This is a genomic window from Planococcus maritimus (assembly GCF_001687625.2).
In the GTDB taxonomy this organism is placed as follows: Bacteria; Bacillota; Bacilli; order Bacillales_A; family Planococcaceae; genus Planococcus; species Planococcus maritimus.
In genome coordinates, this window is record NZ_CP016538.2 from 318,323 (window position 1) to 339,325 (window position 21,003).

Annotated in this window: 21 protein-coding genes and 1 pseudogene; 14 read left to right on the top strand and 8 right to left on the bottom strand. The window is 48.6% G+C overall.

What is annotated here, in order from left to right; all coding sequences use genetic code 11:
• Nucleotide 1 precedes the first annotated feature (1 nt).
• The 4 genes from BBI11_RS01735 (at nt 2) to BBI11_RS01750 (ending at nt 4,665) form a co-directional block, all read left to right on the top strand.
• Complete coding sequence (locus BBI11_RS01735) at nt 2-2,386, top strand: glycogen/starch/alpha-glucan phosphorylase (protein ID WP_068460038.1); 2,385 nt, start codon at nt 2-4, stop codon at nt 2,384-2,386.
• 20 nt (nt 2,387-2,406) lie between these two features.
• Nucleotides 2,407-3,216: an SDR family oxidoreductase gene (locus tag BBI11_RS01740; protein ID WP_068460041.1), complete on the top strand. Its 810-nt coding sequence runs from the start codon at nt 2,407-2,409 to the stop codon at nt 3,214-3,216.
• A gap of 86 nt (nt 3,217-3,302) precedes the next feature.
• Nucleotides 3,303-4,397, top strand: a complete 1,095-nt coding sequence (locus BBI11_RS01745) for an MBL fold metallo-hydrolase (RefSeq protein ID WP_068460043.1) — start codon at nt 3,303-3,305, stop codon at nt 4,395-4,397.
• Between the two features lie 4 nt (nt 4,398-4,401).
• Nucleotides 4,402-4,665 carry a DUF3006 domain-containing protein gene (locus tag BBI11_RS01750; RefSeq protein WP_068460045.1) on the top strand — a complete coding sequence of 88 codons (264 nt, stop codon included), beginning with the start codon at nt 4,402-4,404 and terminating at the stop codon, nt 4,663-4,665.
• 46 nt (nt 4,666-4,711) lie between these two features.
• On the opposite strand, the gene BBI11_RS01755 is transcribed toward BBI11_RS01750, so the two are convergent.
• From BBI11_RS01755 to BBI11_RS01765, 3 genes are all read right to left on the bottom strand, one after another.
• A complete protein-coding gene (locus BBI11_RS01755; RefSeq protein WP_068460048.1) occupies nt 4,712-5,002 on the bottom strand; it encodes a DUF3219 family protein in 291 nt (96 codons plus the stop codon).
• 100 nt (nt 5,003-5,102) lie between these two features.
• On the bottom strand, nt 5,103-6,188 hold the full coding sequence (locus BBI11_RS01760) for a YkvI family membrane protein (protein WP_068460050.1): 1,086 nt from the start codon (nt 6,186-6,188) through the stop codon (nt 5,103-5,105).
• Nucleotides 6,189-6,424: 236 nt separating this feature from the next.
• Nucleotides 6,425-6,751 carry a YflT domain-containing protein gene (locus BBI11_RS01765; protein ID WP_068460052.1) on the bottom strand — a complete coding sequence of 109 codons (327 nt, stop codon included), beginning with the start codon at nt 6,749-6,751 and terminating at the stop codon, nt 6,425-6,427.
• 115 nt (nt 6,752-6,866) lie between these two features.
• On the opposite strand from BBI11_RS01765, the gene BBI11_RS01770 reads away from it, so the two are divergent.
• From BBI11_RS01770 to BBI11_RS01785, 4 genes are all read left to right on the top strand, one after another.
• Nucleotides 6,867-7,601: an MBL fold metallo-hydrolase gene (locus tag BBI11_RS01770; RefSeq protein WP_068460054.1), complete on the top strand. Its 735-nt coding sequence runs from the start codon at nt 6,867-6,869 to the stop codon at nt 7,599-7,601.
• 77 nt (nt 7,602-7,678) lie between these two features.
• Nucleotides 7,679-8,698, top strand: coding sequence for an LLM class flavin-dependent oxidoreductase (locus tag BBI11_RS01775; RefSeq protein WP_068460056.1), 1,020 nt, complete (start codon nt 7,679-7,681; stop codon nt 8,696-8,698).
• An 84-nt stretch (nt 8,699-8,782) separates the two neighbouring features.
• Nucleotides 8,783-9,061, top strand: a complete 279-nt coding sequence (locus BBI11_RS01780; RefSeq protein WP_068460058.1) for a hypothetical protein — start codon at nt 8,783-8,785, stop codon at nt 9,059-9,061.
• A gap of 72 nt (nt 9,062-9,133) precedes the next feature.
• Nucleotides 9,134-10,423, top strand: coding sequence for a purine/pyrimidine permease (locus BBI11_RS01785; RefSeq protein ID WP_068460060.1), 1,290 nt, complete (start codon nt 9,134-9,136; stop codon nt 10,421-10,423).
• 42 nt (nt 10,424-10,465) lie between these two features.
• Here BBI11_RS01785 and pepF read toward each other — a convergent pair whose 3' ends face one another.
• Nucleotides 10,466-12,283, bottom strand: coding sequence for an oligoendopeptidase F (gene pepF, locus BBI11_RS01790; protein WP_068460063.1), 1,818 nt, complete (start codon nt 12,281-12,283; stop codon nt 10,466-10,468).
• A gap of 664 nt (nt 12,284-12,947) precedes the next feature.
• On the opposite strand from pepF, the gene BBI11_RS01795 reads away from it, so the two are divergent.
• The 3 genes from BBI11_RS01795 to BBI11_RS01805 all read left to right on the top strand — a co-directional run bounded on the left by BBI11_RS01795 (nt 12,948) and on the right by BBI11_RS01805 (nt 14,847).
• A complete protein-coding gene (locus BBI11_RS01795; protein ID WP_068460065.1) occupies nt 12,948-13,427 on the top strand; it encodes a PaaI family thioesterase in 480 nt (159 codons plus the stop codon).
• Nucleotides 13,428-13,556: 129 nt separating this feature from the next.
• On the top strand, nt 13,557-14,510 hold the full coding sequence (locus BBI11_RS01800) for an ATP-grasp domain-containing protein (protein ID WP_068460066.1): 954 nt from the start codon (nt 13,557-13,559) through the stop codon (nt 14,508-14,510).
• A gap of 136 nt (nt 14,511-14,646) precedes the next feature.
• A complete protein-coding gene (locus BBI11_RS01805) occupies nt 14,647-14,847 on the top strand; it encodes a hypothetical protein (RefSeq protein ID WP_068460067.1) in 201 nt (66 codons plus the stop codon).
• A gap of 3 nt (nt 14,848-14,850) precedes the next feature.
• Here the strand turns inward: BBI11_RS01805 and BBI11_RS01810 are convergent, their stop codons facing one another.
• Nucleotides 14,851-15,150, bottom strand: coding sequence for a hypothetical protein (locus tag BBI11_RS01810; RefSeq protein ID WP_068465531.1), 300 nt, complete (start codon nt 15,148-15,150; stop codon nt 14,851-14,853).
• Between the two features lie 128 nt (nt 15,151-15,278).
• Here BBI11_RS01810 and BBI11_RS01815 point away from each other — a divergent pair, with 128 nt between their 5' ends.
• Complete coding sequence (locus BBI11_RS01815; protein ID WP_068460070.1) at nt 15,279-15,956, top strand: hypothetical protein; 678 nt, start codon at nt 15,279-15,281, stop codon at nt 15,954-15,956.
• A 334-nt stretch (nt 15,957-16,290) separates the two neighbouring features.
• Here the strand turns inward: BBI11_RS01815 and BBI11_RS01820 are convergent, their stop codons facing one another.
• Nucleotides 16,291-16,560, bottom strand: a complete 270-nt coding sequence (locus BBI11_RS01820; RefSeq protein WP_068460072.1) for a GNAT family N-acetyltransferase — start codon at nt 16,558-16,560, stop codon at nt 16,291-16,293.
• Nucleotides 16,561-16,660: 100 nt separating this feature from the next.
• On the opposite strand from BBI11_RS01820, the gene BBI11_RS01825 reads away from it, so the two are divergent.
• On the top strand, nt 16,661-17,593 hold the full coding sequence (locus BBI11_RS01825; protein WP_068460074.1) for a catalase: 933 nt from the start codon (nt 16,661-16,663) through the stop codon (nt 17,591-17,593).
• 73 nt (nt 17,594-17,666) lie between these two features.
• Here BBI11_RS01825 and BBI11_RS01830 read toward each other — a convergent pair whose 3' ends face one another.
• Together BBI11_RS01830 and BBI11_RS01835 are read right to left on the bottom strand one after the other, a co-directional pair.
• A complete protein-coding gene (locus BBI11_RS01830) occupies nt 17,667-19,157 on the bottom strand; it encodes a glycine betaine uptake BCCT transporter (RefSeq protein WP_068460076.1) in 1,491 nt (496 codons plus the stop codon).
• A 156-nt stretch (nt 19,158-19,313) separates the two neighbouring features.
• Complete coding sequence (locus BBI11_RS01835; RefSeq protein WP_068460079.1) at nt 19,314-19,877, bottom strand: SLOG family protein; 564 nt, start codon at nt 19,875-19,877, stop codon at nt 19,314-19,316.
• 316 nt (nt 19,878-20,193) lie between these two features.
• Here BBI11_RS01835 and BBI11_RS01840 point away from each other — a divergent pair.
• Nucleotides 20,194-20,966, top strand: a pseudogene (locus BBI11_RS01840) (SDR family oxidoreductase).
• Nucleotides 20,967-21,003 lie beyond the last annotated feature (37 nt).

The following is a 21,003-nucleotide window of genomic DNA, read 5'->3' on the forward strand; positions in this document are numbered from 1 at the left end:
AATGTTTTACTCCAAAGAACAATTCAAAGAAGAATTCAACAGGCGATTGGCAGTGGAAAATGGGGATAAAACAGAAAGCACAGCCTATCATGTGTTAGGAAAAATGGTTTGTGAAGAAGTCATGCTGGAATGGGATAAACAACAGATTGCCAACCAGAACAGCGGCGATAAGCAATTGTATTATCTATCGATTGAGTTCCTGCTGGGCCGTTTGCTCGGACAGAACCTGCATAATCTAGGCGCCTATAATCTGGTAGAAGAAGCGCTTGGGGAACTCGGCTATAAACTAGCAGAAATCGAAGAGCTCGAGCAAGAACCAGGACTAGGAAACGGCGGGCTGGGCCGTTTGGCGGCGTGTTTCTTGGATTCACTCGCTTCACTCGGCTTGCCTGGCCATGGTTGTGGAATCCGTTACCGCGGGGGGTTGTTCACCCAGCATTTTGTCAAAGGCTTCCAAGTGGAGACACCGACGGATTGGATTAAGGAAGGACAAAGCCTCGAAGTGCGTCGTGATGACCTGGCGCTCGACATCCCGTTTTTTGGGGAAACTCATATGACTGTCGAGGAAGAAGGCGTCCGCACCGAACTGAAAAAAGCAGTATGGGTCAAAGCTGTGCCGTACGATATGCCGATTGTGGGGGCACAGGGCGGCACGATTAATACGCTCAGGCTATGGCAGGCGGAAATGTCTGAACAGCCGCAGCCTGCTGAACTGGGGCATTTGATGAACGAACTCGAGACAGCGAAAATTTCTGACCGGCTGTACCCAGATGATGCACTCGATAGCGGCAAATTACTGCGTTTGAAACAACAATACTTTTTATGCAGCGCCTCCATTCGCACCATCCTGGCGACGCGTAATTTTGATATTGAGGAATTGCCTGAAAAAGTAGCCATCCAGATCAACGATACGCATCCGGCTTTATCGGTGCCGGAGTTGATGCGGATATTGATGGACGACTATGAGCTGGATTGGGATAAGGCATGGTCGCTGACAACGCGGACTATTTCTTATACGAACCATACGATTTTGGAAGAAGCGATGGAAAAATGGGAGAGCCGGCTGCTGCGACAGCTATTGCCGCGCGTCTACCAAATCATCGAAGAAATTGACCGACGCTTCAGAGCGGAATGGGAATCGAAAGAATTGGACGAACAAGCTGTCCACAAACTATCGATCATCGACGAAGGCGTCGTGAAGATGGCTGTATTGGCGGTCGTGGGCAGCTACAAAGTGAACGGAGTGGCAAAACTCCATACCGAAATTCTCAAAAAACGGGAGATGAAAGAACTGAATGAATACTTCCCGCATAAATTCCATAACAAGACCAACGGCATTACCCATCGCCGTTGGTTGCTGGGGGCCAATCCGGAATTGAGTACGCTCATTACGGAAAACATTGGGAAGGAATGGATTCAGCAGCCTGCCCAATTAAGTGAACTCGGTTATTTGGCGGACAGCCGGCCGTTTCTGGAATCTTTTCAAGCCATTAAAAAGCTGAAAAAAGAGCAGCTGATTCATCACCTCGAAAGAGCGCATAATACCATTGTTGACCCCGATTCGATTTTTGATATCCACATCAAACGAATCCACGGTTATAAACGCCAGCTGATGAACATCCTGCATGTCCAGCAATTATACAAGCGCATCAAAAGCGATGCGAACTACCGGCCGTATCCACGGACTTTCTTGTTCGGCGGGAAATCCGCGCCTAGCTATCATTTCGCTAAACAAGTCATTAAGCTGATCAACACGGTTGCCGAACGCGTCAATAACGATCCAGTCGCAAGGCGCCATCTCCACGTCGTTTTCGTCGAAGACTATAACGTCAGCCATGCGGAGTATATGATTCCAGCGGCGGATATCAGCGAACAGATCTCCACTGCCTCGAAAGAAGCGTCAGGAACCGGCAACATGAAATTCATGATGAACGGCGCACTGACACTCGGCACATATGACGGAGCGAACGTCGAGATTTTCGATGCCGTGGGCGAAGAAAATGCCTTTGTTTTCGGTATGAGTTCGGAGGAAGTCATGCGCTTTGAGCATGATGGCAGCTATAATCCGAAAGACATTATCGACCGGGACCCACATATTCGTGAAGCAATTGAAGAACTGTCGAGCGGAGAATGGTCGGACGGCCCGCATCATGCCGATTTTATCGTGCGTCAATTGACAGAAGGGGGAGACCCGTTTTTTGTCTTGAAAGACTTGGGGGATTACGCAAGAACGCATGAGCGTGTACTGGCGGCATATGAGCACCCTGTTGAATGGGCGGGCATGTGCGTGAGGAATATCGCCGCTTCCGGCATTTTCTCAAGCGACCGAACGATCCAGCAATATTCGGAGGATGTCTGGGGATTATCGAAAGTTCCGACTAACTGAAACCGGCGGGAGGCATAGCCATGGGACAAGCAAGTTTTGACAATACTGATTTGGTTGATTATAAAGCGAGCGGTGCTCTAGAAGGCAAAGTGGCGATCGTCACCGGTGCAAGCAGCGGGATTGGCCAAGCAGTCGCCATCGCTTATGCAAAAGAAGGAGCACGTGTCGTCATTGGTTATCTCGATGACGAGGAAGGCGCAGAAAAAACCTTGAGCATCATCCAATCTTACGGGGGCGAGGCACGGGCTCTTGCTGGCGACCTTGGCCAGTCCAAGAATTGCGATGCGCTCGTGAAGTATGCGCTTGAGGAGTTTGGTGCGGTGGATATTGTCGTCAACAATGCGGGGTTTCAATACCCGCAGACTTCGCCGCTCGATATCAGTGATGAACAAATGCTGAAAACTTTCGAGATCAAAGCCTTCGCCATGTTTTATTTAGTACGTGCGGCTTTGCCGCATTTGAAAAAGGGATCACGTATCATCAATACCGCTTCCATCAATGCTTACCGGGGCCATTCCGATTTGATCGATTATTCCGGAGCTAACGGGGCGATGGTGGCGATGACCCGTTCTTTGGCCAGACGTCTCGTCCGGGAAGAAATTGCGGTCAATGGCATTGCGCCAGGCCCGATCTGGACGCCGCTCATCACGAAAACTTTCGGGGATTTAAACCCGGACGTCGAAAGTGATTTTGGAGAAGATGTACCGGCAGGGCGACCGGGGCAGCCATATGAACTTGTGAAGGCTTATGTGTTTTTAGCCGATCCTCAGAATTCCTATATGACCGGGCAATTTTTGCATATGAACGGCGGCGACTATATGTCGACTTAAAAGCACGGGGAACTCCCGTGCTTTTTTGTGTGGAATTTCCGCGTTTTTTCAAGGCTGTGGTAAAATTCGGGTAAGAGGTGGAAAACATGAAAAAGATACTGGGACTCGCCGTTTTGTTGATGGGGCTAACGGGGTGCGTGCCGCTCGGTGAACCGGCCAACCCGAAACCACAAGATCCAGTGCAGCCGGAACAGGGCGCCGATATCGATGCGATGAGTGGCCTTGCTGTCCATTACATCGATGTCGGACAAGGTTCTGCTGCATATTTGGAATGGGACGGCTATTCCATGCTGATGGATGCCGGAGATTGGAATGCGAGTGACACGCTGGCGTATTTGGATAAGCTGGAAGTGGAAACGATCGATATCGCTGTTGGAACCCACCCAGACGCTGACCATATCGGCCAATTGTCGCGAGTCATCGAGAATTACGAAGTCGGAGAAGTGTGGATGTCAGGGAACCTGAGTTCTTCCAATACGTTTATCCGAACACTAGAAGCAGTAGAAGAAGCGGGAATTCCATATGAAGAGCCGCGTCGTGGCGATGAATACGAGATCGGTTCGTTGAAAATCACCGTGCTTCATCCAGAACAACTGAGCGGCGACACAAACGGTGATTCACTATCGTTTCATATCCGTTACGGAGAAACCGCGTTCATTTTCACAGGGGATGCGGATATCCAGGCAGAACAGGAAATGGTCGCGAGCGGCTTGCCGCTTGAAGCGGATGTCTTGTTAATGGGCCATCACGGCTCGAATACATCGACAAGCCGTGAATTTTTGCAGGCTGTGGCACCTGATGTGGCCATTTACAGTGCCGGACTTGATAATCCTTATGGCCATCCATATGCAGAAGTACTGGCAACTGTGGAAAATGAAGGCGCGGACGTCTATGGTACAGACGTCAATGGCACCATCATCGTTGAGACAGATGGCCAGGAATACAATGTGGAAACGGAACGCGAAGGCGTCGCTAAAGAAGGCGGCAATCGGTGTGTAGACATCAACGGGGCGTCCACTGCAGAACTCTCGGAACTGCGTGGTATCGGAGAAGCACTGGCCAAAGTAATCGTCGACGAGCGGCCTTTTGACACGCTGGATGAGCTCACGCGTGTTAATGGCATCGGGGCAGGAAAGCTCGCTGGATTGAAAGAACAAGGATTAGCTTGTATAGGGGAGTGAGCAGATGAGAGGGGTATTGGATCGTTTTGAAGATGGCGGTGTGGCCGTCATTATCGCAGAACAAGCCGGACGCGAATTTCGTGTGCCGCTTCGCTATTTGCCGGAAGGTAGCAGGCAGGGCATGTGGTTTACGCTGAGTATCGAAGCGGGACAAGTTGTAGACATCGAAGCAGATCTTACGCAGACAGCTGAACGCACCGATAAAGCCGAACAGCTGATGGCACGATTGCGCAGTAAAAGCACAGGAAGCCGGTTTAAACGTAAATGAAAAGCGTAGGGAGTTCGTTCTCCCTACGCTTTTTCTGTGGTTGTTTTTAAGTTGAAACGACTTCAGTCAGCTCCAGGTGATAATCTGCGACTTTATTGCCTTCATAAAGATTGGTTGTGTCGGTGAAGTAATTGGAGATAGCAGCGTCGAATTCCTGGCCGTTCGCCGGTATGTTCACACGGAAATTCATCTCATAAAGCAAGACGGCAATGTCGTGATAAGCGTCGCTTGTCACTTTGAAGTCGCAGGAGATCTGTCTGCGGCCATCTTCTAAAGATTGCAGTTCAAGCCGCTCTGTTTTGATTGGGCGTCCGTTCAATTGAATAATTTCACTCATCGTCTATTCCTCCGTTCCGTTTGTAGCAAGTTTGCGAGCATCCTGATGCGCCTATTTTAACAATACCGCAACGTTACCACGAAAAAACACCAAAGCACATTTATGTGCTTTGGTGTGGGATGTTTTCAGTACGGACCACTTCTTTTTTGGATTTCCGGAGATTATTGTAAATCAAGGCGCCGACTAGGAACAATCCGAGATAGCCAACAACCGGGTAGAACCAGCTGACGAGTTCCGTGAAGCCGACAAAGCTCAGGATGTAAGCAACGACTCCGACAATGATAACGAACAGGCGGAATTTCGCGGTTCCCATTTCGACAAAACGTGCGGAAAACGAAAACAGCATGCTGACGCCAGTGTTGTAGATCATGCCGAATAAAATGACGGACATGAAAACGCCGAGTACAGGCGATAAGTCGTCTGCAATTTGCAACATCGGCATTTCGGCGGTGCCGACCACATCGACTTTGGAGAAAATAGCCAAATGGCTCAAAATAATCAAGACCCCAAGCCCCAGCCCGCCGATCAATCCACCGCGTGCGGCAATTTTTTCATCTTTTTCCGTACCGCCCATAACGATCGCCATCGACGCGCCGACCGCGATGTTGAAGGATACGTAGTTGATAGCCGACAGCCACCAATTGGCGACCGCAGACTCTTGCTCCTTAGCGATGGATTCAAGCGCTGAAAACGAACTGTCCATAGTGATCAAACTATAGGCAGCTAGTGCGATTACCGAAAGAATTAAGAATGGCGTGATGCTACCAATGATGTTGATGACTTTTTGAACGTTCAGCATGATCGTCAAGATGATCAAAACTGCCATAACGGTGCTGCCAAGAGTCGCTGACCATCCGAATTGCTGGGAAAAAATCGAACCGGCACCGGCGATCATGACGACCCCAACACCGAATAAAGTCAAGATGATGATCCAATCGACAATGGTGCCAATCAACCGGCCGCTAATGCCGAAAATCGCTTCTTTATGGGAAGTAGTCCGCATGCGGCTGCCGAGACGCGTTAAGCTCATGCCGAGATAGGCAAACAGGACGGTGGCGATAAAGGCTGCGACAGTGCCCATGATGCCAAAGCTAGTGAAATATTGGAGAATCTCCTGGCCGGAAGCGAAACCGGCACCGACGATGATCCCGATAAAGGCGCTCCCCATTTTAATACTTTTAAACATCTTGCTCCCCCTCGTTAAGCGTGCAAATTTACTTATTTGAAAATTAACCTTTTTCAAATATAGCAAAATTAAAGCGTTTTCACAAACCGCATTCAAAAAACAAGAGTATTTTACTAGTATTCATAGAAGGTTTATATACCTAAATAGTATTCGTTGCATAGTATTAGGCAGAGTTTGCTAGCTAAAAGTCGACACGAAAAAACCCCTCGCAGTGGGTAGCTGCAAGGGGTTGATGATCAATGGTCTTTATTGGCGACGATGACTAATTTCCCGGTATCGAGCACTTCTTCGTACTCATCCGCTTCTTCCTTAGTGAGGCCAGCTGCATGAAGTTTCGCGCGCAATTCATCGCCTCGTGAAGACGTCATGTTTTTCATGCTGTCGAGGAAGCCTTGTTCTTTCATGCCGACTGCTTCTGTGTCGAGTGCTTTCGTAATGTCTTTTGTCCGTTTTGGGTCATGGGCGAAAATGTAGATATCGTCATGTGTGAACCCTTGCGACTCAAGTTTTTCGATTTCTGCTTTTGCCTGTACTGCGTTTTCAACTGATAATTTAATTACCAAAACGAATCCCTCCAATATTTTCTTCTTGCTTCCTATATACCACATGAAAAAACTCTTAAACTTTGTGACATGGGTTGAGATGATATACTGGAGAAAAACTGGAAGGGTGAAGAGCATGAAGATTACACCAATCGGGATTTGGGGCGGCTACCCAAATAAAAATGAAGCCACTTGCGCTTATCTGATCGAACAAGACGGCTATCGTTGCCTTCTTGACTGCGGCAGTGGGGTGGTCGCGGCGGTTCAGAATTACACAGAGTTGAAAGATATCGATGCCGTCATCATCAGCCATTACCATCCGGACCACGTGGCGGACATCGGCGTTCTGCAGCATGCTGCGATGGTCGGGATGCAATTGAAAGAATGGGAGGTGCCCTTGCCGATCTATGCGCATGACCGAGACGAGCAAGGCTTCGCTCAGTTGTCGTATAAAGGCGTGACGGAAGGGCGGGCTATTCATGTAGATGACAGCTTAGCGTTGGGTCCGTTTCAAGTGACATTCTGCGAAACGGATCATCCGGTTTACTGCCTGGCAATGCGTTTTACAAACGGAGAACAATCAGCAGTCTTTACGGCGGATACGGCGTGGAAAGACGAACTCGTGCCATTCGCTGAATCAGCGGATCTGCTTGTTGCAGAGTCGAACCTGTACGAAAAATACCTCGGCATCATCCAAGGGCATATGAGTGGCAGCCAAGCTGGAAAACTCGCAGCACAATCTTCAGCCAAACGGCTCTTGTTGACTCATTTGCCGCAGTACGGGGAGTTATCCGAAATTCTCGAGGAAGCGAAAAAAACCTATAGCGGCAATGTCTCATTCGCTGAAATCGGCAAAAGCTATCAATTATAGCTAAGGCAGATAGTTTGAGTTTGAAGGAATTTCCTCCTATCCTTATATCATCCGATTGGATGAAAGGAAGTTGACAGATGACACAACAAACACAAGAGCTTGCGGTTTCCATCTTGGACCTTGTACCAGTACGCCAAGGCTATCCGATGGGGCAAGCATTCGAAGATATGAAAAATCTCGCACGCCATGCCGAGCAGTTCGGCTATAAACGGTTCTGGTTGTCCGAGCATCACAATACACCAACGCTCGCAAGTTCTGCGACGTCAATTCTCATTTCCAAAGTGCTTGAAGCGACACAAACGATCGAAGTCGGTTCCGGTGGCATCATGCTGCCAAACCATACGCCGCTCGTCGTCGCTGAACAATTTGGCACACTCGAAACGATGCATCCAGGACGCGTCAACTTAGGACTTGGCCGCGCGCCGGGCACCGATATGCAAACAGCCCGGGCGCTTCGCCGGACGACACAAGAAACTGCGTTTCAATTTCCTGAAGATGTCGAAGAGCTGCAGCGTTATTTAGGTCCGCTTGAAGCGCAGGAATCTGTGAAAGCTTATCCGGGCGTCGACACGGAAGTTCCGCTATTCATCCTTGGCTCGAGTACTTCGAGCGCGGTGCTCGCGGCAAAACTCGGCTTGCCTTATGCATTTGCGGCGCATTTCGCACCGCAACAGCTGGAGTCGGCAGTGGCCATCTACCGCAGTCGCTTCGAGCCTTCTGAATCATTGGCCGAGCCGTATGTTATTGCTTGCGTCAATGTGGTCGGCGCCGACAGTGCAGAAGAAGCGGAGCGGCTTTCGACATCGAGTGACCAGTTTTACTTGAACGTTGTCCGCGGTACGAAAAATCCATTGATGCCGCCTGTCGAGACGATGGATGGCCGCTGGAGTTATGCGGAAGAAGCGATGGTCAGATCGATGGGACGCTATACCTTCAAAGGGAATGCTGAGCAATTGGGCGAACAAATCGGCCGCTTTGCCGGTTCGCTGCCGATCGATGAATTGATGGCTGTCTCCTATATTTATGACCAAGACAAGCGAGTGCGTTCATACGAAATCCTGAAAGATGCGGTCTCGCACGCTGTCCGATTGCCATGAAATGTTCACCTTACAAGCGTCAATAACCGCTTCACTTCGTGTATAATACAATGGAAACTTGAAGTTTAAAGGTGGTAGTCATTTATGGATTTTCTCTATTTTCCTGAAGATAAATCAGAATATATTCCGGGAATCATCTCGGTCGTCATCATTTTTATCTTGTCGATCCTGATCGTCCGTTTGTTGACGAAAGCGTCGCGCAAGCAAGTCAAGAAGTTGAATGAGCAAGGATACCCGGTGATTTATGACCGCGGCGAGATGCAGAAAGATTCCGATGAATCAGCACCGACAAAACAACAAGCAAATCCGGATGCATCGGAGGAGCCACAAAATACAAATGGCTCGCCAACGAAAAAGCCCTGACGTTTCAGGGCCTTTTTCTATTTTGTAGGACGTGTATACTGGAACAATACTTTAAATGAAAAGAGTTGCCTCATGACAAAAAATTTAGCGGGCGGCTTTCAATGGGCGATTTTCCTGATCGCATCCTCCATTGCAGCCCCCATCGCCATCGCAAACATTTTCGGCATGGACACAGCCGATACTGCGCTATTCTTGCAGCGCACCATCTTCGTCCTCGGCATCGCCTGCCTAATCCAGGCCTTTGTCGGTCACCGCTTACCCATCAATGAAGGGCCCGCCGGATTATGGTGGGGCGTGTTTATCGTCTATGCCGGACTTGTCGGCGTGTTGTATTCAACTGCTGAGGAATCCTTGCAAGTGTTGCAAAGCGGCTTGTTCTACAGCGGTATTTTATTTATTGTTTTTGCTGTGACAGGCATAGTGGACAAGCTAAAACAGTTTTTCACTCCAACCGTCACCTTTATCTATTTGCTGTTGCTGGTATTGCAAATCAGTGAATCGATCATGAAAGGCTTGTTCGGCATTTCGTCGGAAGGGGAGTTAATGGACGTCAAGGTACTGCTGGCAGCAGTTGCCGTCATTTTGATCACGTTCTACTTCATGTTCCATCGCTCCGCGTTCATCAGCCGTTATTCCGTGCTCTTGTCCATCGCTTTTGGTTGGCTATTGTTTTGGGCAATCGGCAAAGCGCCAAGTATTCCAAAGGCTGAGGGGGCATTGTTGACGTTCCCGGATATGTTGGTCTTTGGCCCGCTCGTCTTTGACGGGGGAATGCTTGTCACGACCTTATTCCTGACTGTCTTGCTCATCGCCAATATGATGGCTTCGGTGCGCGTCATGGAAAGCTTGCTGAAAAACGCCTTTTCCATCCACGCAGAAGACCGCATGAAACAGGCATCGGTCGCTTCAGGATTGAACCATTTGCTCGCGGGGCTGTTTTCTTCTGTTGGCCCTGTGCCGATTTCTGGTGCTGCTGGATTTGTTAGTGCGACCAGAACACCAGGCATCCGCCCGTTCATCTTCGGTGGGGTTATTGTGGCCGGCATCAGTTTGTTTCCACAATTAATGGCCGTGCTCGCTTCTTTACCAGCACCGGTCGCGTATGCTGTCATTTTTGCGATTTTCTCTAAAATGGTCGAGATGGCGTTTAACGAATTGGAAGAAGAGCCTAACCGCAAGCGATCTTATAAAGTGGCCGCATTTGGCCTTATGACAGGTGTGGGCTTAATGTTCATCCCGACAGAAAGTATGGCTGGCTTGCCATCCGCTGTTGCTGCCATTTTATCGAATGGCTTGATTTCAGGGACCATTATCGCTATTATTCTCGAACAATTAATGATGCGCGTCGTACGTGTAAAATAAAAACAGGCGGCATAAAGGAGTTTCCTTTATGCCGCCTATTTTTTATACTTTTTGTTGTTCGATTTCTTCGGTCAAACGTTCCATTTCGTCGATCAGTTCACCGATATAAGCGATGGTATCGCGCAGTGGCTGTTCGGTCGTGATGTCGACGCCTGCCATTTTGGATAATTCCACAGGGGTTTTTGTGCCGCCTGCGTTCAAGACGTCGATCCATTCGTCGACGGCAGGCTGGCCTTCTGACAAGATCCGCTTTGATACTTGCGTGGAGATCGTCAGCCCAGCGCTATAAGTATACGGGTAAAGCCCCATATAATAATGCGGCTGGCGCATCCACGTCAATTCCGCGCCTTCTGTAACTTCTACATCGTCGCCCCAGAATTCTTCGAGCACGCCGCGTTTCAGCGCATTGAGCACGCCGGCATTGACGTTTTCTCCCGAATCAACTTTTTTATACACTTCGCGCTGATAAGCTGCTTCGAGCAAATGAGTGACAAAGTTATGGTAATAAGTTCTGGCGACGATCGATGAAATGACCCAGCGTTTGAATTTCGGGTCTTCGGAATTCTTCAGCAAATGATTGGCTACCAGCATTTCATTCATTGTTGAGGGCGCTTCGATAAAGTAGAGAGACGGGCGCGCATTGAAGAGGTTCTGTTCACGGTTGGCGTGATAGAAATGCCCCGCGTGGCCCAGTTCATGCGCTAGCACAAACACTTCGTTCATGCGGCCGGTCCAGGAAATAAGGATATATGGATGGTCGCCGTAAGGGCTTGCGCAAAATGCGCCTGTCGATTTGCCTTTGTTTTGGGCAAAATCGATCCAGCGTTCATTGTACGAGCGCTCCACCATATCCAAATAATCCGTTCCCATGATGCCGAGTGCTTCGTTGATGTATTGTTTAGATTCCTCGACAGTAATTTCTGGATCATATTCCGGGTCCAAAGAAATCTTCAAATCGGCAAAGGTCATTTTATCCAAGCCGTGCGTTTTTTGCAGCAAACGCGCGTATTTGCGCATATGCGGCGCGAGTTCCGTTTGAATCAAATCGATTTGGCGGTCGTACAGCGTCCGGTCGACTTCTTGATTAGATAACAGGTACTCGAAGATATCGCTATAACCGCGCAGATCGGCTGTTGTTTTTTCCGTCTGCAATTGCATGTCATATGTTTTAGCAGTCGTGTGTTGATAGTCGCGGAGTTTGTCGGAAAACGCTTTGAACGCAGCGCGCCGCAGTTCGGTATCGGTTTCCGCTTCCCAATCGCCTTCGAACGAGACGTAGCTAAGGGGATGGGATTTGCCGCCAGCTTCGAAATCAGGAAAGTCCATATCGACCATTTTCGTTGTATTGTACAATCCATAAGGGGACTGAAAGACAGAAGAGTAGGAAGCCAATGCTTTCTCTGCAGCTGGGTGCAATTGATGCGGTTTTTTCCGCAGCAATTTCTTCAAATAGCCTTCGAACTCTTGCGATTGCGACATCGCTTGTTTTAAGACGGGTTCGGGCAATTCCAATAACTCACTTGCTACAAAAGCGAGTCGGCTGCTAATTTTAGCTGAAAATGCGCTGAATTTCCCGGCGCGCATCTGGGCTGCCGTATCGGTTTGGTCGGTGCTGTAGGAGAGGCTGGCGTAAGTGCCCGGTGCTACCAATTTCTCAGCAATTTCAAGATACGCTTCAAGGGCTTGGAGGGCTGACTCGGCGTCAGTGATACGGCCTTGGAATTTCTCCGCATAGGCGGCCGTTTCTTGATCAAGTTCCTCTAAGGCAGTGTCGAATGCTTCAGGACTTGCCATAAGACTCTCTAAATTCCATGTTTCTTCTATTGATACTTCTGAACGTGTCGGTAAACTTTTAACCAATGATTTTCTCTCCCTTTGTATTCCGGATGTCGAACTAATTCTAAGTATACGGTCCAAACCTAGAAAAGTAAAAAAAGTTTTAAAATTAATTAGAAAATTACGAAAAATAGGTTTAATCCTGAAATGACGGGGTATCCACTTAGTACAAGGCGGAATGACCATCAGAAGACACGAGCGGTTTTTACCGGAATCGCCTTTTGATGAGAATATGCACAGCCTTGGCGGAAAATTTGCTTTACTGGCGATATAGCTCTTGTCGGGAACCAGATGAAAATGGTTCAGCCTAAAGAAATTTCGTTTTAACAGTAACAGGTAGGTTTTTTGTGTAAGTGCAACTGAACGCCTGGCTGCAAAGTCTATTGATCACTGAGAAGTATATGTGAAAAATCCAAAGACGGCCAGCGCCATTAAACTGCATAGGCGGGAGTTTTGTTTCACATCGCCAACATGTACGTTTGTAGAAGAATCGAATTGAATAGAATTTTCCGCGTGCGAAAATCCTCCAGGGACGAATCGGAGGATAAGGTAAGGAAGAGCATGATCCGAGTTTATCGGGTCATGCTTTTTCTATGTCTGCACTTTTTCTGGCATTCAATTGGCAGGCATCTCTCAAACCGATGTGGAATAGAGCAGAGGAAGACTTTTGCAAAGGGAGTGGGAGAGATTGAGTCAAACAGTTGTACATGCAATTCAAGATGAATACGGAAAAGAGTTCGCCTGGTGCTACGGATGTGGTCGTTTGAATGAACATGGGCTGCATCTCCGGACGGGATGGGACGGAGAAGAAACTATCACTTTTTATGAACCGCGAAAAGAACATACGGCCATACCGGGTTTTGTCTACGGCGGCTTACTGGCATCGCTGGTAGATTGCCACGGAACGGGTTCGGCGTCGCTCGCTCTTCACCGAAAAAATGGCCATGAGCCTGGCAGCGGGGAAGAGCCGCCGCGCTTTGTAACAGGGTCTTTGCACGTCGATTACTTGAAGCCGACGCCTCAAGGAAAAACCTTGAAAGCGGTAGGGAAAGTTGAAGAAATCCATCCCAAAAAATTTAAAGTGAATGTAGAAGTATTTGCAGGAGAAGTAAAAGTCGCAAACGGCGAAGTAGTGGCCGTGCTGATGCCGTCAACTTTCACTTCGTAAACTGGGCGCCGGAGCAATCCGGCGTTTTTTTATGGCTATAGATCTTTAAAGCCTATAAGACTTGTAGGGATTAGGGTGTATGCGGTATGCTCAATGTATTCAAAGCTCTATTTCTGAGGAGGAACCCGAATGACGGAGAAAGTGTATGTGATTCATGAAAATGAAGAATGGACGGTGCATTTATTGCGGCGCTTAGAAGAGCTCGAGGTGCCGTATGAAGACTGGTTTACCAACACCGGATCGGTCGATTTGACGAAAGAACCGCCGCATGGAGTGTTTTATAACCGCATGAGCGCATCTTCTCATACGAGAGGGCACCGTTTTGCGCCCGAAATGGCTGAAGCGACCATCGCCTGGCTCGAACGCCACGGTCGGCGTGTCGTCAATGGCAGCCGCGCATTACGGCTCGAAGTCAGCAAAGTGAACCAGTACATGGCGCTTGATGCAGCTGGCATCCAGACGCCGAAAACGATAGCTGTCAATGGAAAAGAGCAGCTCCTTGCAGCAGCATCCGCTTTCGATGGCGAGTCGTTCATCACAAAGCATAACCGTGCCGGCAAGGGACTAGGCGTCCGCTTGTTTCATTCGCTAGAAGCACTGGAGGAATATGTGAGTGGTGATGAGTTCGATGAATCGGTGGATGGCATTACCTTATTGCAACAATACATCCAAGCCCCTGAACCATTTATCACGCGCTGTGAATTTGTCGGCGGAAAGTTCGTCTACGCAGTCCGTGTGGATACATCGGAAGGCTTCGAATTATGCCCAGCGGATGCGTGCCGTCTTGAAGACATTTCATGCCCGGCAGACGGGGCAACAGAGACGCGGCCAAAATTTCAGGTCGTCGAAGGCTTCGATGATCCGATCATCGCCAAATACGAACGCTTTCTTAAGGACAACGGCATCGAAGTGGCGGGTATTGAATTTATCCAAAATGCTAGCGGCGAGCTGTTTACTTACGACGTCAACACCAACACGAACTACAATGCCGATGCAGAAGCCCAAAGCGGCACTTATGGCATGCTGGAACTGGCAAAGTATCTGGAACGGCAACGGCAAGCCATTACCACTGTCACAAAATAAAAGAAGAACAGTATAAAAGAACGGCCAAATATCCGGCCGTTCTTTTTGTCGGTCTTATGGGCTAGACGTTTACCTCCCCTCATTCAAGGGAACGGTTGAAAAAAGGGTTTTGTTTGCGGAAGGGAGTGAACTCGCGATGGATAAGGAAACTCAGGAAGTGGAAGAGCGGACGCCTTCAGAACCGGAAGACGTGGCGGACGTGGACAGCAAGGAATTAAAAACAGCGTCGAAATTCGATGGCATCTATAGCCGCGTCTCTTCGAACCGTATTGAAAACTTGCGCACGACCCATATTGAAAACAGGGCCAAAGAACTGGCGCGCAAAGGACGCCGCTAAGAGCTACTCCTCGCGCGGCAATTTTTCCATGGCGCTTGCGACTTCAAAGGCCAAATCGTCGTTGCCGAATGATTGCAGTACTTCGAGCAGGACGTCGCCCTCAATATCGTATTCGAAGGCTTCGGTTTCTTCCATTGCGGTTTTCAGCAACTGGTTTTCAGCCTGTGTCGGATAGGCCGCTGTATAAAGTGCAAGTGGATCGATTTTATGGTTGACGCACCATTGCACAAACACGCGGACCATTGTTTCTTCGTCTTGCTGATATTTTTTGATGATGAAATCTTCACGGCTTTCGTATTCCATGCGAGTCACTCCTTTTACAGAATCTTGGGATGTTTTCACAATAGCAGATAAATCGTTCGGTTGCATGGACTTCCTGCATGGTTTGCTCTAAAATGGTCCATAGCACTGATAGTATCGGAGGGGAAAGAATGAAATTACTTCAAGTTCGAAAAGGCCAATTTGTTTACTACAAAAACGAATTGCACAAAGTTTATTCCGTCAAGCCACTCGCTAAAAAATCGGTTTTGATGTTCCGTGTCAAGGACATGGAACAAGTGGCAAGCCGCGCTGATGAAGTGTCGCTTTACAAACCGAAACATATGGATTCGTTCATGTTTTTCGGAGAGCGTTACACCTTGCGTGAAGACGTATCCGCTGAAGAAGGCGGCTACATTCTGATCGCTAAGCCGGACCCAGATTATATGGACCATTATTCCTTGAACGAGTTTGAGAAAATCGAAACAGTTGAAGGCAAGAATGTCATCACGAGCCGACAGAATACGGTCAAATCAAGAGAATTCTTAGTGATGGTTCCAGGACAAGAGCAAGGCAGCAACGATATCGCTTATTACGACAAAGGGAAAGTATCGGAAGAGCAGCTTCAGCAAGACGCCCAACTGGCGGAAGACCTGCGCGACAGAAGCTCGATCCGTCCATCGATCGGTGACGTTTACTTGAACCTGGACAACACAGGAACGGCAATGGTTGTCGCAATTATGGGAGAAGAAGTGACGCTTGGCACAGGCGATAAGCTCACATTCCACGATTTGCATAAAGCGGACAACTGGAGCTATCTCTACAACGTAGCAGACGGCGATTTCCGTTAATAAAACCTGCTTCTCGCAAAAAAAGACAACTTCATAGTTGTCTTTTTTTTCAGGCTATCGAGAAAGGTAGGAAGTCGTATTTTCCGAAGCTTATCGCTCGCTTTCCGTGGGCTCGCGCCCAAGCCACCTCAGTCGCCCTGCTCCTTGCGGGGTCTCGGTCGTCTCGCTGATCCACTGGAGTCGAGCGAACGCTTCTCCAAATACTAAGACATTTCGTTAATTTGTTCATTGTGGAATAGTGTCACATTCTTTTTATTAATAGATGATTATAGACTTCTTCAACACTCATAAAAAAGACAACTTCATAGTTGTCTTTTTTATTTTGCTTATTCTTTTATTTCACCAGCACATCCTGAAATTCTTCGGTGTCGTCGATGACTTTTTTGGCGTATGGGCATTGGGGATCTATTGATTTGCCTTCGTTTCGTGCATGCTCTACCATTTTACCGACCAATTCTTTGCCCATGCCTTGCCCACTAATTTCCGGGGATACTTCAGTATGGTCAACGGTCAGCACATCGCCGTTTTCGACATAGCTGATAAACCCAGCTTCTTCAGAGCCATCGAACATGGCAATCCGGTTGTCTTGATGTTGAAAGTCCATTCCAATTTCCTCCTTTTTGAAAAAGCAATTTATCTAAAAGGTATTCCCGTTCTGTTCAATAATATGCACAGCGGGTATAAAAGAAAAAAGGAGGGATGGCATGGAGACCAGTTCAAAAGAACAACAGGCGGTCAATCAAATAGAAGAAATCTTTGGCGAGTATGAAGGCTATCGGCGTGCACATGCCAGAGGAGCGGCTTATAAAGGGCTGTTCGAGGGGAGCGGAGAGGCGAGTGAATTGACCGATGCGGCGCATTTTCAAAAAACAGAAGTGCCAGTACTGGTGCGCTTTTCGCATTTTTCGCCAGACCCCACGTGGGCGGATGCCATGTCGCCAGTCAAAGGCATGGCGGTTCAATTCCAACTAGGACCGGAAGAGGTAACGAATATTGTGTCGGTGACATCCCCAGTGTTCTTTACCCGTTCGCCGGAACGCTTCGTCGAGATGCTTAGGGTATCTCGCTCATTTCAAAAAGGGCGACCGAAATTGGCAGAGCTGGCAGAGTTGCTGACGGTTTTTCCCGAAGTGAGGGCGATGTTCTCAAGTATGAAAAAAATGACGGTGCCTGAAAGTTTCGCGACAGGCGTTTATCATTCTATCCACGCGTTTTATTTTGAAAAGGAAGGCAACAAACAAGCCGTCAAATACGTATTCGAGCCGGATGCAGGGGAAGACCGTCGTGCCTTGAAGGATATGAAGGATTTGCCTTTTGGCTATTACGAAGGAGAATTGGCTGAACGAACCTCGCGCAGCCCTGTATCTTTTCGGTTGTATGCTGTCATCGGCGAAGCGGACGACCCAACAGATGACCCGACGCGCGATTGGCCAAAAGACCGTGAACGCGTTTTTCTCGGACGATTGGCAATCGAAACGCCTGCTGCTGAAGCCGAACAGGCTCTATACGATCCAACCGTCATGACAAAAGGGATAATTTGTTCGGAAGACCCGATTCTGAGGTTTCGCCGAGAAGCTTACCGCACTTCCCATGAGAGACGCACAACAGAACAGCAAAAAAGCGGCCCATCAACTTGAGGGCCGCCTTTTTTATGGTTCTTCTAGATACCCAAAAGCGTAAAAAACCCCGCCTAATATGGCGGGGAGAAGATTATTTTTTGCGCTGCATCAATTGATGTTCCGTATTCAACGCTTTGAACAGTGCAATGACCATCAGGATCATGACAAACGAGAACGGCAAAGCCGCGATAATGATGGTGTTCTGGACAGCCGTCAAGCCACCGACAGAAAGCAAGATCGCGGCGACGAGCGACTGGGCGATACCCCAAAGAATTTTGATCTGGTTGCTTGGAAGCAGCGAGCCTTTGGTCGATTGCATGCCGAGCACGAATGTCGCTGAGTCAGCGGATGTGATGAAGAACGTGCTGACAAGCAAAATGGCGATGATCGACATAACGATGCCAAGCGGCAATTGGCTGAACGTCGCAAACAAAGTTTGTTCCGTTGGGAAAGCGGTCAAGTCGATGCCGCTTTTTTGGATATCGATGGCAGTGGTACCGAACGCACCGAACCATAACGAACCGAAAATGGTCGGAGCCAGGACGACACCAATCAGAAATTCGCGGATCGTTCGGCCTTTAGAGACACGGGCGATGAACATGCTGACAAACGGTGCCCAGGAAATCCACCATGCCCAGTAAAAGATTGTCCAGCCATCGAGCCAGCTGCGGTTTTCTGCATCAAGCGGCGCAGATTGGAAGCTTAAGCTGATCAGATTTTGAACATAAGCTCCGAAGGTTTCTGTGAACAAATTCAAAATCAAGATGGTTGGCCCTAAAATGAGAATCAACACAAGCAAAACGATAGCCAGAACCATATTGGTATTGGACAAATACTTAATTCCTTTGTTCAAGCCCGACCATGCCGAAATGATGAACAATAGCGTGACGACACCAATGATGACCATCTGCACCCAATATTCCTGAGGAGCGCCGAAGAGGTAAGCAAGTCCGCCGTTAATTTGAGCAGCACCGAAGCCGAGCGATGTGGCGACGCCGAACACAGTAGCAAACACAGCCAGTACGTCGACCAATGTGCCAAGCGGGCCATTCATACGGTCTCCGAACAAAGGTCTCAAGGTCGTCGAAATCAAAGCCGGCTGTCCTTTACGGAATTGGAAAAATGCGAGGGACAGAGCGACCATGCCGTACATAGCCCAGACGTGAATGCCCCAGTGGTAATAAGTGCGCTGCAAAGATTCCTTGAACGCTTCATCGGTGCCAGGTTCAGCTGTTGCTGGCTGGATGGCGAAATGCGATAGTGGTTCGGAAGCGCCGTAGAACACGAGCCCGATGCCCATCCCGGCTGAAAACAGCATAGCGAGCCAGGTGAACGTGGAAAATTCCGGACGGTCCGAGTCGCGGCCGAGACGGATTTTGCCGTAAGGGCTCACCACGATGACGATGACGAAGATTAAGAGAAGCGCCATGATCATCAAGTAATACCAGCCGAAAGCTGCATTGATATAAGTGCGGATCGTGCCGGTTGCTTGTTCGAAAGCTTCCGGTGCGATAACCCCGAAACCGACAGTTAAAATGACGAGTGCGAATGCGATATAGAAAACTTTGGTTGCTTTATTCATGATTCCTCCTATGATGTCTTTTTAGCATAACTATTAAAGGTATACGAGTGCCGCAGAATAGTCAAATACTTAGCTGATATTAAAAAGCTGCTGTTTAAGATAAAAAATACCAGGATCATAGAAAAATGCTCCGCCTATTCTGCGCGGAGCATCTATTCACCAGCCGTTCCATTCGTTTTGCTGTTCTTCTTCGGCCACAATACGCAAGTCATCGGCGGAGATGAGCAAGATTTCATACTCCTGCTTGTCGGCATAGCGCTCGGCTTCTTGCTTGATGAATTTTGGTGAGCCTTCTGTTTCCTCGTCGTAAATCAGCAGGATGCCATCGGAATTTCTGAGGAAGAATTTGTTTTTCTCGACAAATTGCCAGGGCGCTTCATAAGGCTTATTCGTCAAGCTGCGGTGGAAATCGGCTTGCGATAACAGGAATTCGTATTTTTCCTGTTTTGCTTCGTTCCAGTTTTTCTCCTGGTCCTCGAAAGGCGTAAGAATGGCGAAATGCAGCTGGGGAAATTCTTCCTGCAAATCGATGACCACTTCGGCGGCCCAAGTTTCGACGCCGAGCTGGCCGCTCAGGATAATCCATTCGAGCCCTTCGTCGACTAGGGCGCGCAGGCGGTTTTCGAGCGCTTTCTTGATAAAGCGGACGCCTTCGTGCTTGTCGTCAAATATGCCAAGCTCATGCGGTTTATAGCCGGTGATGACTAAGCGTTTGAGCATAATGTCTCCTCCTTTATGCAAATCGGTGTTACCAGTTTAACGCATTTCCTTCCATCATGGAGAAAACGCGTTATTTCTTGTCGTTGTCATGAACCGGGAATTCTCCAGTGAAACGCCGATGACCCGCGCATTTCCTGATGGATGAATGCTAATGAAACCTAATAAAAGTGAGTCAATTTGACCCGGGACCTGAGGCAATCGGTCCGGGGTTTTTGGATAGGAAGGCAATTGCAAATTATGGATGAAAACGGTAACATGAAGTTCAAGTATTCTGAACATACAGACTAGCGTGCATATAAGCGGAGGGGGAACTGATATGTCAGTGATGGATTTATTCGATTTAACAGGCAAGACGGCAATCGTAACGGGGGCGGTCGAGGTCTTGGGGCGCAAATTGCGGAAGGGTTCGCAGAAGCGGGCGCCAACGTGGTGCTGTGTTCGCGCAAAGTGGAAGCTTGCGAGGAAGTGGCAAATAAACTGGCGGCGAAGGGCGTGAAAACCTTGGCGCTGGCATGTGACGTTACCAATCCACAAGATGTCAAAAACGTCGTTGAAAAAACGCTGGAGGCTTTCGGAACGATCGATATTCTCGTGAATAATTCCGGAGCTTCGTGGGGAGCCACAGTGTCCGAGATGCCGCTGGAAGCATGGAATAAGGTGATGGCGGTCAATGTTACTGGCACGTTCCTCATGAGTCAGGCGGTGGGAGAAGTGATGATTCAAAAAAACAGCGGCAAGATCATTAATATCGCTTCCGTCGCAGGACTCGGAGGAATTGATCCGAAGCTGATGGATGCCATCGGCTACAATACGAGCAAAGGAGCAGTTATCACATTCACGAAAGATTTGGCGGCGAAATGGGGGAGTCATCATATCAACGTCAACGCCATCGCACCTGGCTTTTTCCCGACAAAAATGTCGAAAGACGTCATGAAGAACGGCGAAGAAGGCTTGCTTGCGAGAACGCCGTTAAAGCGTTTTGGGACAGACGAAGACTTGAAAGGCGCTGCGTTATTCCTGGCAGCAAAAGCATCGGATTATGTCACGGGCGACGTCATCATGGTCGACGGTGGCATGCACGCCATGTAAAGGCTATAGGATGTCTATACATATTGAACAAGCAAAG

Excerpts from the sequence above, each read along its gene's own strand:
- BBI11_RS01825 (WP_068460074.1), top strand. The coding sequence starts at position 16,661 with ATGGAGACCAGTTCAAAAGAACAACAGGCGGTCAATCAAATAGAAGAA.
- BBI11_RS01785 (WP_068460060.1), top strand. The coding sequence starts at position 9,134 with ATGACAAAAAATTTAGCGGGCGGCTTTCAATGGGCGATTTTCCTGATC.
- BBI11_RS01810 (WP_068465531.1), bottom strand. The coding sequence starts at position 15,150 with ATGGAATACGAAAGCCGTGAAGATTTCATCATCAAAAAATATCAGCAA.
- BBI11_RS01775 (WP_068460056.1), top strand. The coding sequence starts at position 7,679 with ATGACACAACAAACACAAGAGCTTGCGGTTTCCATCTTGGACCTTGTA.
- BBI11_RS01815 (WP_068460070.1), top strand. The coding sequence starts at position 15,279 with ATGAAATTACTTCAAGTTCGAAAAGGCCAATTTGTTTACTACAAAAAC.
- BBI11_RS01830 (WP_068460076.1), bottom strand. The coding sequence starts at position 19,157 with ATGAATAAAGCAACCAAAGTTTTCTATATCGCATTCGCACTCGTCATT.
- BBI11_RS01835 (WP_068460079.1), bottom strand. The coding sequence starts at position 19,877 with ATGCTCAAACGCTTAGTCATCACCGGCTATAAACCGCATGAGCTTGGC.
- BBI11_RS01800 (WP_068460066.1), top strand. The coding sequence starts at position 13,557 with ATGACGGAGAAAGTGTATGTGATTCATGAAAATGAAGAATGGACGGTG.
- BBI11_RS01735 (WP_068460038.1), top strand. The coding sequence starts at position 2 with ATGTTTTACTCCAAAGAACAATTCAAAGAAGAATTCAACAGGCGATTG.
- BBI11_RS01745 (WP_068460043.1), top strand. The coding sequence starts at position 3,303 with ATGAAAAAGATACTGGGACTCGCCGTTTTGTTGATGGGGCTAACGGGG.
- BBI11_RS01740 (WP_068460041.1), top strand. The coding sequence starts at position 2,407 with ATGGGACAAGCAAGTTTTGACAATACTGATTTGGTTGATTATAAAGCG.
- BBI11_RS01760 (WP_068460050.1), bottom strand. The coding sequence starts at position 6,188 with ATGTTTAAAAGTATTAAAATGGGGAGCGCCTTTATCGGGATCATCGTC.
- BBI11_RS01770 (WP_068460054.1), top strand. The coding sequence starts at position 6,867 with ATGAAGATTACACCAATCGGGATTTGGGGCGGCTACCCAAATAAAAAT.
- BBI11_RS01750 (WP_068460045.1), top strand. The coding sequence starts at position 4,402 with ATGAGAGGGGTATTGGATCGTTTTGAAGATGGCGGTGTGGCCGTCATT.
- BBI11_RS01820 (WP_068460072.1), bottom strand. The coding sequence starts at position 16,560 with ATGGACTTTCAACATCAAGACAACCGGATTGCCATGTTCGATGGCTCT.
- BBI11_RS01805 (WP_068460067.1), top strand. The coding sequence starts at position 14,647 with ATGGATAAGGAAACTCAGGAAGTGGAAGAGCGGACGCCTTCAGAACCG.
- BBI11_RS01755 (WP_068460048.1), bottom strand. The coding sequence starts at position 5,002 with ATGAGTGAAATTATTCAATTGAACGGACGCCCAATCAAAACAGAGCGG.
- BBI11_RS01780 (WP_068460058.1), top strand. The coding sequence starts at position 8,783 with ATGGATTTTCTCTATTTTCCTGAAGATAAATCAGAATATATTCCGGGA.